Raw genomic sequence first — 9,006 nt, forward strand, 5'->3', positions numbered from 1 at the left:
AAACGCAGTGTCCCGTCGCGCGTGCGGGCAATATCTTTGGCGATGTCTGGTCGTTGCTGGTGTTGCGCGAGCTATCGGCCGGCAATCACCGCTTCGATGAAATCCAGGCGATGACGGGGGCGACGCCGCAGATGGTTGCGGCGCGGCTCAAGAAGCTCGACGCGGCCGGCCTGGTCGAACGCAGGCGCTACCAGGAGCGCCCTGCCCGCTACGAATACCTTTTGACGGAAAAGGGCGCAGACGTGTTCCCGATTTTGATGGCGATGCGCGCCTGGGGCGAAAAATGGCTGCGCCTGCCGGGCGAGGAGCCGTCGATCACCTTCAAGCACAAAGGCTGCGGCCGGCCAGCCGGGTTTGGTCCGCTCTGCGACTATTGCGGGCAGTTGCTGCGCAGCGATGATCTGGACCGCGGCTATAGCCCCGCCGCGACTGCGGAACGCGAGGCACGCCGCACGGCCCTCAAGGAAAGCCGCGCGCGCACTGCACGAATTTAGGGCGTAGCCTTCAGGTCTGGCTCGACCCAATTGCGCCGCGCCTCGACGCTCATCAGCCGGTCCTTCGACCAGAAGCGCAGCGGCCAATCACGACGGCCCATCGGCGACATCAACAGCTCGTTGACGAGGTCGTGGATTGGGCGGGTTAAATCCGCTTCCGAGAGGAACAGGCGGATCCCGCGCAGATAGGCGTGGGTAATTGTGTCGTGATAGCCTTCGCTGTCGCTGTTCACCCCGCCAACGCTCTCGTTGTAGCGCGAAATGATGTCGCGAAGCTCGGTATCGAGATCGATCTCGGGATGGTTGAGGACGAGCCAAGTGGTCGCGGCGAGATGGGCCTCATGAGTCCATTCCTCCTTCGGCAGGGCGCGGGCGAGCAGGCCCTCACCGATACGGACGATGGCTTCGTCGGATAGAAAATGGCGTACGGGAAATTCGGTCATTGATCGGACCTTCTTGGAAGAGGGAGCCCGATCCGATGACCGGGCAATCAGGCGGCCGCCGTCACTTGCGGCCCCGATTGTCGCACGCCCTCATCCACATGCGCCGCGAACTCGGCGAAATTCTCGACGAACAGGTCGACGAGCTTGGCCGCGGTGCGGTCATAGTCGGCCTTGTCGGCCCAGGTCGAACGCGGGTCGAGGATCGAATTGTCGACCCCCGGGACTGCGACCGGCACGTCGAAGCCGAAGTTCGGATCCTTGCGGAACTCGACATTCTTGAGGCTGCCATCCAGCGCCGTGTTGAGCAGCGCGCGGGTTTCCTTGATCGGCATACGCTTGCCGGTGCCGTACTTGCCGCCGGTCCAGCCGGTGTTGACCAGCCAGCAATCGACGCCGCCCTTGGCGATCCGCTCCTTGAGCAAATTGCCGTAGACCGACGGGTGGCGCGGCATGAACGGCGCGCCGAAGCAGGTCGAGAAAGTCGCTTCCGGCTCTGTCACGCCGATTTCGGTGCCAGCCACCTTGGCGGTGTAGCCACTGAGGAAATGGTACATCGCCTGATCCGGCGTCAGCCTGGCGATCGGCGGCAGCACGCCGAACGCATCGGCGGTCAGCATGACGATGTTCTTCGGCACCGGGCCCATGTTCTTTTCCGACGAATTCGGGATAAACTCGATCGGGTAGGCACCGCGGCTGTTCTCGGCGAGCGTCGCATCATCGAGGTCAAGCTCGCGCGTGACCTCGTCCATCACGACATTCTCGAGCACCGTGCCGAACCGCTTCGTGGTGGCGTAAATCTCGGGCTCGCTCTCGGCCGAGAGGCGGATCATCTTGGCGTAGCAGCCGCCTTCGAAGTTGAAGACTGCCGTGTCCGACCAGCCATGTTCGTCGTCACCAATGAGCGTGCGGTTCGGGTCGGCCGACAAGGTCGTCTTGCCGGTGCCCGACAGGCCGAAGAAGATGGCGGTGTCGCCGTCCTTGCCGATGTTTGCCGAGCAATGCATCGGCATGGTGCCTTCGACCGGCAGCAGATAGTTGAGCAGACCGAACACCGACTTCTTCATCTCGCCGCCATATTCGGTGCCGCCGATCAGGATCAGCTTCTCGCTCAAATTGACCGCGATGACCGTCTCGCTGCGGCAGCCGTGCTTGGCCGGATCGGCGCGGAAGCTGGGCAGGTCGATGATCGTGAATTCGGGCACAAAGCCGGCCAGCTCGGCCGTTTCCGGCCGCACGAGCATCGTGCGGATGAACAGATTATGCCAGGCATATTCGTTGATCACGCGAACGTTGACGCGATGCTCGGGCTGCGAGCCGCCGAACAGGTCCGCGACGAACAGCGTCTCGAGCGAATTTAAATGGGCCAAGAAGTCTGCCTTGAGCGCGGCGAACGCCTCCGGGCTCATCGGCTTGTTCGACTTGCCCCACCAGACGGTGCTTTCGGTTTCGGCATCACGCACGGTGAACTTGTCCTGGGCGGAGCGGCCGGTGTGCTTGCCGGTCTTGACGACGAACGGGCCGTCCTTGGCGAGCTTGCCTTCGCCGCGCGACACCGCCTGCTCGACCAATGGTGCGGCCGTCAGGTTCCAGTGGATGGTTGCCGCGGTCTCAATGCCCTGGGCTTCCAGCCGGTGCGCGGGGGTGCGCTCGCTCACTCCGATTCTCCCTTAAATATCAAGGGCGACGCCCTACCCCGGACGCCGCCTCCTCGCGATGCGTCGGGCCTATACATATCACAGGGGTCCGGGTCAAAGCGACTGGAGGCCCTGCCCTGCCCTTGTTTCGCATGACTGCGATGGCTATCGCTTCTCACCCGACTTGAGGAGCCGGAATGAGCCCTGTGATCGCGCTCGTCGACGACGATCGCAACATCCTGACATCGGTGTCGATTGCGCTTCAGGCCGAGGGTTTCCTGACCCGCGTTTATACTGACGGCCAGGCCGCGCTCAGGGCGTTCGCCGACAACCCGCCCGACCTTGGCGTTTTCGATATCAAAATGCCGCAAATGGACGGGATGGAGCTGCTCCGCCGGGTGCGAGAAATGGGCGGCGAAGTTGGCGGAATGCCGGTCATCTTCCTAACGTCGAAGGATGACGAATTGGACGAGGCGCTGGGCCTTGCGATGGGCGCCGACGACTACATCGCCAAGCCCTTCTCTCAGCGCCTGCTGATCGCCCGCATTCGTGCCTTGCTCCGCCGCCAGGACCTGGCACGCGGGACCGCAACGGCCAGCGAGCCAGGGGCGGAAGAGCCGCCGCTGATCGAGCGCGGACGGTTGGTGATGGACAGCGCGCGCCACAAGGTGCGCTGGGACGGGAAGGACGTCACGCTGACGGTCACCGAATTCCTGATCCTCGAAGCGCTGGCCCAGCGGCCGGGTGTGGTCAAATCGCGCAACCAGTTGCTCGATATCGCTTATCAGGACGACGTCTATGTCGACGACCGCACCATCGACAGCCACATCAAGCGAATTCGACGGAAATTCCGTGGCGTCGATCCCGAATTCGATGCAATCGAGACCCTCTATGGCGTCGGATATCGTTTCGGAGAAGAATGACGAGGGCGATCTCGTCCTGACCTGGTCGGGACGCTGGACCCTCGCCCACCGCATCCTGGCGGTGAATGCGCTGACGCTCGTCCTGGTCGGACTGGCGATCGTCTACCTCGACAGCTACCGCAACCGGCTTGAGAAAGAGCGGATCCACAAGGTCGAGGCCATCGCCGGCCTGGCGGCCACTGCGGTGCCCACCGTTGGCCTCGCGCAGCGGGAACAACTGGTTGGGGGCCTTGGAAAGCAAAGCGAAACACGAATCCGGGTCTATGGCGCGAACGGCGCCCTGCAATATGACAGCTGGCGCATCACCGGGCCGACCTATCGCCTGCGCGACCCGACCACGCAGAAATGGACCAAGGACGTCGCCCGGGCGCTCGACCGCGGCTTCAACGCCCTGGTCGGCGAGGATAGCCTCGAGGACTTTGCCGAACCCGCAACTGACACGGCACAGGGCTGGCCCGAGGTGCTGGCCTCGCGCCGGTCAGGCAAGACCGAGATGGAAATCCGGCAGGCCCCGGAACTGACCCCGGTATTTTCGGCGGCGACGCCGGTGGCCGGCGGCGCGACCTTGCTGGTCACCGACAATGACCGCGATTTCACCCATCGGGTCCGCAAGCAGCGTGGTTCGCTGTTGATCGCGCTTGCCTGTGTCGCCGGCCTGTCGGTCCTGCTGTCGCTGTTCCTGGCGCGCACCATCGTACTGCCGCTACGCCGGATCGCCTTGGCGGCGCACCGCGTGCGCCTGGGCCGGGCGCGCGAGGTCAAGGTTCCGCGCCTGCCGTCGCGCACGGATGAGATTGGCCTGCTCGCCCGGTCGATCAGCGACATGAGCCATTCGCTGAGGCACCGGATCGACAATATCGAGGCGTTTGCGGCCGACGTTACCCATGAGCTGAAGAACCCGCTCGCGTCGCTTCGCTCTGCGGTCGACGGACTCGAGCGGATCGAGGACCCTAAGCTTCGCACCCAGCTGATCGACGTCATCCGGCAGGATGTGCAGCGGCTCGATCGATTGATCAGCGACGTCGGGGAGGCAGCGCGAACCGATGCCGAACTGGCGCGGGCCAGGTTCGAGCCAGTCGATCTGGGTGACCTCATCGGTCAGCTGGTGTCGGCCTGGGAGACGCGGCGCGAAACCGGCAACGTCCGCATTGCCTTTGCCCGTCCGCGGCGGGCCAGCGCGATCGTCATGGGCGAGCCCGGCCGGCTGGCGCGGGCGATCGACAATATCGTCGACAATGCGATCAGCTTCTCGCCGCCGGGAGGGCTGGTCGAGATTGCCGCCACGCATGTCGGCGACGAGATCCGCATCCGGATCGACGATGAAGGCCCAGGCGTGCCCAAGGAAAGCCGCGAAGCGATCTTCAACCGCTTCCATTCGGTGCGCCCGGATGCGGAAAGCTTCGGACGCCATTCCGGCCTCGGCCTGGCCATCGCCCGGGCGATCGTCGAGGGCCATGATGGGGAAATCGATGTCGCCGATCGCGACGACGCGCTATCGGGAGCCCGCTTCACCATCATCCTGAAAGCGGCCGACCGGGCATGAAGGGCCCTCGGTTGAGCAGCGAGAATCTTCATGCTTCCTGCGTTGCCATGGACGGGCGCGCGGTGCTGATCGCCGGGCCGTCCGGATCGGGCAAATCGGACCTGGCGCTACGCATGCTCGACCGCGGCTTCACGCTGGTCAGCGACGATCGCACCATCATTTGCAAGCAGGGCGGCAAATTGATTGCGACTGCCCCGGATACCATCATCGGCAAGCTGGAAGTGCGTGGCATCGGCATCATCGACGTCGAGCAGGTGCAGGAGGTGCCGGTGGCGTTGATGGTCGAGCTGGCGACCGAGATCGAGCGTCTGCCCGACGACAGCCGGGAACGGGTGATTCTCGGCATTGGCGTGCCGTTGATCAGCATTGATGCAAGGACGGCTTCGGCACCATCGAAAGTGCAATTGGCACTCGACCGGCTCGGCCTTAGATTCTGAACGTGGCCGAACGCCAACCTAACTTGCCCAGGCTGCTCCTCGTCACCGGCATGTCCGGTGCGGGAAAATCGACGGTGCTCGACGCGTTGGAGGACATGGGCTGGGACTGCGTCGACAATCTGCCGACGGCCCTGCTCGAGCAATTTGTCCACGGCGAGCGCGAGGCACGGCAATCGATGCCGGTCGCGGTCGGCATGGATGTCCGCAGCCGCGGGTTCGACCCCTGGGACCTTCCCGAATTGATCCGATCGACAAAGGGCGTCACGCCGGAAATCCTCTATCTCGATTGCGCCGGCGCCGAACTGGTCCGGCGCTACGACGAGACCAGGCGGCGGCACCCGCTGGCGCCCGACCGGCCGGCCGAAGACGGCATCGCCCGCGAGCGCGACCTTACCGGACCATTGCGGCGAATCGCCGATGTGGTGATCGACACGACCGACCTCACCCCCGCCGAGCTCAGGGAAGAGCTGCTGCGCCGCTACGGCGGCGACATCGACCAGCCGGTGCTGACGATTGCCTCGTTCGGCTTTGCCCGTGGGATTTCGCGCGCGGCAGACCTGGTGTTCGACATGCGGTTTGTCGCCAATCCGCACTGGATCGACGAGCTGAGGCCGCTGACCGGGGAAGACCAGGCGGTGCGCGACTATATCGCCCAGGACCCGGCATGGCCCGAAACGATCGACCGAATCGAGAAGCTATTAATCGACCTCATTCCCCGCTATTGGGCCGCCGGCAAAAGCTATTTGACGGTGGCATTCGGCTGCACGGGAGGGCGTCACCGGTCGGTGGCTGCAGCAGTTGAAATGGCGGACCGGTTGCGCGGCGCGGGATTTTCCCCGAATGTCCGCCACCGTGACCTCCTGTCGCCGCCGAGCGATACGATTGAGGAACAACCCGCGGGATCCAGGGGCGCGGGCGAGTGATGAAGCGGGTGAGTGAATGATCGGATTAGTGCTGGTGACCCACGGCCGGTTGGCGGCCGAGTTCATCACCGCCATGGAACATGTCGTCGGCCCCCAGCAGGCGGTCGAGGGCATCTGCATCGACGCCGAAGACGACATGGAGATGCGCCGCAAGGAAATCGCCGACGCGATCCAGCGTTGCGACCAGGGCGAAGGCGTGATCATCCTGACCGACCTGTTCGGCGGGACGCCGTCCAACCTCGCCATCAGCCTGATGAAGAGCGAGAATGTCGAGGTGATCGCCGGGGTGAACCTGCCGATGTTGATCCGGCTGGAGGGCGCGCGCAAGGCGATGAGCGTGCGCGCCGCGGTCGCTGCCGCCCGCGAGGCCGGGCGCAAATATATCTCGGTCGCGTCCGAGATCCTCGGCGAGGCCGCCGCTTGAGTTCCATCTCGAAGACCATCGAGATCACCAACAAGCGCGGGCTCCATGCCCGGGCCAGCGCCAAATTCGTCAACGTTGCCGCCGGGCTGACCGCCAAGGTCGAAGTCGAAAAGGACGGCAGCCGGGTAGTCGGAACGTCGATCATGGGCCTGATGATGCTCGGCGCGGCGATGGGCGACAGCATCACCATATATTGCGAAGGCGAAGGCGCCGAAGCAGCGTTGGCCGAGCTGGCCGAGTTAGTGGAAACAAAGTTCGGCGAGGAATAATGCCCCGCCAGATCACTTCATTTTCCAACGAGACGGTAAAGCGCCTCCGCGCGCTTCGCGACAAGAAGGCGCGCAAGTCTGAAGGGTTATTCCTGGCGGAAGGGCTGCGCATCCTGGCCGAAGCGCGCGACAGCGGGCGGCTGCCCGAGATTATCGCCTATGCGCCGACAGGCGGCGCGCACCCGCTGGCCGCCGAGATCATCGCGGCGGCCGAGGCCCGGGGCGCGGACGTGATCGAGACCACGCCCGACATCCTCAGCAAGATGAGCGGCAAGGACAATCCGCAGGCGATCCTCGGCGCCTATCGCCAGCCCGACACCTCGCTGGCGGCGATCGACCGTTCGGCCTCGCCGCTGTGGATCGTGGCCCAGGCGCTGCGCGACCCCGGCAATATCGGCACCATCCTCAGGACCGGCGATGCCACCGCGGCGGGCGGCCTGATCCTGATCGACGATAGCGCCGATCCTTTCTCGGTCGAAGCCGTGCGGGCATCGATGGGCGCGATCTTCACCCAAAAGGTGGCGACCGCACGGTGGGAAGAGTTCCTGCCCTGGCTGCGTGCCGGTCCCGGCCAGCTGGTCGGCACCAGCCTTAACACCGACAGCGACTATCTCGACGCGAGCTACGAGCAACCCTGCTTCCTGCTGATCGGCAACGAGAGCCAGGGGTTGCCCGCGTCTTACGAGGCAGAATGCGACCTGCTGGTGAAGATGCCGATGCTCGGCAAGGCCGACAGTTTGAACGCGGCGGTCGCGGCGGCGGTGATGGCCTTTCATGTTAGAGCAAGCTGGCGGAACTCATAAGCGCAGCCGGAGGTTTGTTGCGTTATGAAAACGATCATCGCTTTGCCGCTGCTGGCGCTCACCCTGACGGCCTGCGAGCCCTACGGCTATGGCTCCGGCGCCCCGCAGCCCTATCCCCAGGGCCCGCAGGGCGAACCCTATCCCAATCCCGGCTATCCCAACCCCGGCTATCCGCAGGGCGGGCCGCCGATGCCGCCGGGCGGGCCGGTCTATCCGGGCCCCGGCCAGCCGGTCCCGCAACCGGGCTATCCGAACCCCAATTATCCAGGTGGCGAGACGACCTATCGCGCGGTCGGGACCGAGCCGTTCTGGGACCTGGAGATTGGCCGCGAGATGATCTTCACCGACCGCGGCAACAATGTCAGCGTCAGCGACCCGACGCCGACCGTGATCAACGGTGTCGCCGGTGAAATCTACCGCACGCAGCGGCTCGACGTGAATATCGTCCATCGCCAGTGCAACGACGGGATGAGCGACCGCAACTATCCCGACACGGTCGACGTCCGGGTCGACGGGCGGCAGCGCTATCGCGGCTGCGGCGCGCCGATCGCCTATTTCAACGAAACTAACGAGAGCGGTCAGCCCAACACTCCGCCCCCGCCCAACTACCCTCCGCAATCGAACTACCCGCCACAGGGTAACTATCCGCCCCAAGGCAATTACCCTGGCCAGCCCTACCCGGGACAGCCAGGCTATCCAGGCACGGGCAACTATCCGGCTCCGGGTAGCCCCGGCGCGATGATGCTCGGCGGAACCAATTGGCGCGTCGCGGCGATCAACGGCCGTCCGGTCCCGCCGCAGAATTTCTACATGAATTTCATGCCGGACAACCGGATCGGCGCGAAGTTCGGCTGCAATTCGATCGGCGCCAGCTTCAGCCAGCAGGGCAATATGCTGACCACTGGACCGACGATGGTGACCCGGATGGCCTGCCCCGACATGAGCTTCGAAAGCCAGGGCACTAGGGTGCTGGCCAGGCCGATTACCGTTTCAGGCTTCGGCAATCATCTGACGCTGACCAGCGCCAACGGCTCGATCGATTTGGTGCGGGCGTTCTAGATAGCGAAGTTGCCACGCGACCCCTCGAGAGGGGGGTCGCAAACTTCACAAACT

At 64.5% G+C, this 9,006-nt stretch carries 11 protein-coding genes; 9 read left to right on the forward strand and 2 right to left on the reverse strand.

Annotation, left to right across the window (positions count from 1 at the left end):
* The coding region (locus Q0C64_RS12435; protein ID WP_294124157.1) for a helix-turn-helix domain-containing protein at positions 1-494 on the forward strand (494 nt) is incomplete at its 5' end.
* Here Q0C64_RS12435 and Q0C64_RS12440 read toward each other — a convergent pair.
* Both Q0C64_RS12440 and Q0C64_RS12445 read right to left on the reverse strand, forming a co-directional pair.
* Positions 491-937 (reverse strand): hypothetical protein, encoded by a 447-nt coding sequence (locus Q0C64_RS12440; RefSeq protein ID WP_294124158.1) that lies wholly within the window; start codon positions 935-937, stop codon positions 491-493. The two genes, Q0C64_RS12435 and Q0C64_RS12440, sit on opposite strands and share 4 nt — an antisense overlap.
* Positions 938-984: 47 nt before the next feature.
* Positions 985-2,592 (reverse strand): phosphoenolpyruvate carboxykinase, encoded by a 1,608-nt coding sequence (locus Q0C64_RS12445; protein ID WP_294124159.1) that lies wholly within the window; start codon positions 2,590-2,592, stop codon positions 985-987.
* Between the two features lie 176 nt (positions 2,593-2,768).
* Between Q0C64_RS12445 and Q0C64_RS12450 the strand changes: the two genes are divergently transcribed.
* Genes Q0C64_RS12450 through Q0C64_RS12485 form a run of 8 tightly spaced genes read left to right on the forward strand, consistent with a single transcriptional unit; the run spans position 2,769 to position 8,952 of the window.
* Positions 2,769-3,494, forward strand: a complete 726-nt coding sequence (locus tag Q0C64_RS12450; RefSeq protein WP_294124160.1) for a response regulator transcription factor — start codon at positions 2,769-2,771, stop codon at positions 3,492-3,494.
* Positions 3,463-5,037, forward strand: a complete 1,575-nt coding sequence (locus Q0C64_RS12455; RefSeq protein WP_294124161.1) for a HAMP domain-containing sensor histidine kinase — start codon at positions 3,463-3,465, stop codon at positions 5,035-5,037. Before Q0C64_RS12450 ends, Q0C64_RS12455 begins: the two co-directional genes overlap by 32 nt.
* Entirely contained in the window at positions 5,034-5,474 is a 441-nt protein-coding gene (locus tag Q0C64_RS12460) for an HPr kinase/phosphatase C-terminal domain-containing protein (RefSeq protein ID WP_294124162.1), read from the forward strand. Before Q0C64_RS12455 ends, Q0C64_RS12460 begins: the two co-directional genes overlap by 4 nt.
* 2 nt (positions 5,475-5,476) lie before the next feature.
* Entirely contained in the window at positions 5,477-6,397 is a 921-nt protein-coding gene (gene rapZ, locus Q0C64_RS12465) for an RNase adapter RapZ (protein ID WP_294124163.1), read from the forward strand.
* A 16-nt stretch (positions 6,398-6,413) separates the two neighbouring features.
* Positions 6,414-6,821, forward strand: coding sequence for a PTS sugar transporter subunit IIA (locus tag Q0C64_RS12470; protein WP_294124164.1), 408 nt, complete (start codon positions 6,414-6,416; stop codon positions 6,819-6,821).
* The gene (locus Q0C64_RS12475) at positions 6,818-7,090 is read left to right on the forward strand and encodes an HPr family phosphocarrier protein (protein WP_294124165.1); all 273 of its coding nucleotides are present in this window, start codon (positions 6,818-6,820) and stop codon (positions 7,088-7,090) included. Before Q0C64_RS12470 ends, Q0C64_RS12475 begins: the two co-directional genes overlap by 4 nt.
* Positions 7,090-7,893 carry an RNA methyltransferase gene (locus Q0C64_RS12480; protein WP_294124166.1) on the forward strand — a complete coding sequence of 268 codons (804 nt, stop codon included), beginning with the start codon at positions 7,090-7,092 and terminating at the stop codon, positions 7,891-7,893. The genes Q0C64_RS12475 and Q0C64_RS12480 overlap by 1 nt, the downstream gene beginning before the upstream one ends.
* Positions 7,894-7,917: 24 nt before the next feature.
* On the forward strand, positions 7,918-8,952 hold the full coding sequence (locus Q0C64_RS12485; protein WP_294124167.1) for an META domain-containing protein: 1,035 nt from the start codon (positions 7,918-7,920) through the stop codon (positions 8,950-8,952).
* The last annotated feature ends 54 nt before the right edge of the window (positions 8,953-9,006 follow it).

This window comes from Sphingomonas sp. (assembly GCF_023266535.1).
Lineage (GTDB): Bacteria > Pseudomonadota > Alphaproteobacteria > Sphingomonadales > Sphingomonadaceae > Sphingomicrobium.